The following is a 2,227-nucleotide window of genomic DNA, read 5'->3' on the forward strand; positions in this document are numbered from 1 at the left end:
TCCCCGCCGAGTTCGAAGAAGGATTCGTCGACGCCGACGCGTTCGATACCGAGTACTTGGGCGTAGATGCCGGCCAGGATTTCTTCTACGGCGTTGGCCGGGGCGCGGTAGCGGTCGGTGGTTTGGTATTCGGGTGCGGGCAGGGCGCGGGTGTCGAGTTTGCCGTTGACGGTCAATGGCAGCGTTTCAAGGACCACGACCGCGGCGGGCACCATGTAGGTGGGGAGCCGTTCGGCCAGGGCGGCGCGGGCCTTGGTTGGCTCCACGGTGCCGGTGACGTAACCGACGAGGCGCTTATCTCCTGGCTGGTCCTCGCGGGCGATCACGACGGCTTGGGTGACCCCGTCGACAGCGGCCAGGGCTGCTTGCACCTCACCGAGCTCGATGCGATAGCCGCGGATCTTGACCTGCTCATCGGCACGGCCCACATACTGCAACTGTCCATCCGCGCCCCAGCGCACCAGATCTCCAGTGCGATACATCCGCGCGCCGGCACCGGCGAACGGGCAGGCCACAAACCGCGTCGCACTCAACCCCGCACGCCCGGTGTATCCGTGGCTGAGCCCGCCACCGGCGACATACAACTCACCGACCACACCGACCGGCACCGGACGCAACCACCCATCGAGGACGAAAAAGCCCAGATGCGCCAACGGCACCCCGATCGGGCTGACCGTGCTGTCGATGTCGGCCTCGACGATCTCCCTAAACGACGCGTGCACCGTCGTCTCGGTGATCCCGTACATATTGATCAACCGCGGGGAACCGGGATGGTTGTGCAACCACGACCGAAGGCGATGCGGCTCTAGGGCTTCCCCACCGAAGACCACCGTCTGCAGCTTCAGTTGCTGACCCAACTCCGGCTGCAGCCCATCAGCGCTTTGCAATGCATAAAACGCCGAGGGGGTCTGACTCAACACCCCGACCTGCTCGCTGACCAGCAACGCATGAAGTTCCTCAGGAGAACGCACCACCGCATCGGGCACGATCACCAACCGCCCGCCATGCAGCAGCGCCCCCCAGATCTCCCATACCGAGAAATCGAAGGCCAGCGAATGGCACTGCGTCCACACCTGACCCGCCAACTCCACATCGGCATCCAAGGTGTCCAACAACTGGGCCACGTTGCGGTGCGCTACCGCCACCCCCTTGGGCACACCGGTGGTGCCCGAGGTGTAGATCACATAGGCCTCATCATCGGGCGAGGGCGCTGACAAATCCCCACCCCCAACGGGCAGCGAATCGAGCACCACATCATCGATATCGACAACCTGCACACCGAGCCCATCCACCCGCGAGCGCAAACCCGCCGTGGTCACCACCGCTGCCGGCCCAGCATCACCGAGCACAAATTCGGTACGCGCCTCAGGATGAGCCGGATCCAACGGCACATACACCGCCGCGCACTTGAGCACCGCCAGCATCGCCACCACCGCCTCAACCGAGCGGGGCAACAACAACCCCACCCGATCACCGGCAGCCACACCGGCCGCGGCCAACACCTGCGCCAGGCCAGACGACGCCACATCCAACTCGCCATAAGTCAACGAGCGGCCCTCACACGACAACGCCACCGCCTCCGGCGATCGCGCCACCTGCACACCAAACAACGCCGGAATCGACATCAACGGCGCACCAGGCTCACTCAACGCCGCCTGATTACCCCACCCGAACAACTCGACATGCTCACCGGCATCGGCAACATCGACCGCCGACAACCGCTGAGCCGGATCAGCGACCATCGCCGACAACACCCGCCGCAACCGCTCCACAAGCGTCTCAATACTGGCGGCGTCGAACACATCGGTGCGGAACTCCACCTCCCCACCGATGCCCGCAGCCGCACCGGCCTCATCCCAACGCTCACCCAACCCAAACGTCAGATCCATCCGCGCAGTACGCGTATTCACCGACTCCGGAGTGACCTGCACATCACCTAAACCAAGCCCGACCGACTCAGCGCCCTGCCAGTTCTGCCAACCCAACATCACCTGAACCAACGGCGAATGAGTCAAGCTGCGAGTCGGATTGAGCCGCTCAACAAGAACCTCAAAAGGCACATCCTGATGCTCATAGGCAGCCAAACTGCGCGCCCGCACCTGCGCCAACAACTCAGCAACACTGGGATTTTCACCAACATCAACACGCAGCACCAACGTGTTGACGAAAAAGCCCACCAACTCATCCAAAGCCGGATCACGCCGCCCCGCGACCGGGAAACCAACCG

At 63.8% G+C, this 2,227-nt stretch carries 1 protein-coding gene; it reads right to left on the reverse strand.

All coding sequences use genetic code 11. The features are described 5' to 3' along the window. Window positions 1-2,227, reverse strand: a 2,227-nt coding sequence (locus tag A5752_RS04665; RefSeq protein ID WP_156613615.1) for a non-ribosomal peptide synthetase, incomplete at both ends; no start/stop codon positions are given.

The sequence above is a fragment of the Mycobacterium sp. 852002-51961_SCH5331710 genome (genome assembly GCF_001665535.1).
Lineage (GTDB): Bacteria > Actinomycetota > Actinomycetes > Mycobacteriales > Mycobacteriaceae > Mycobacterium.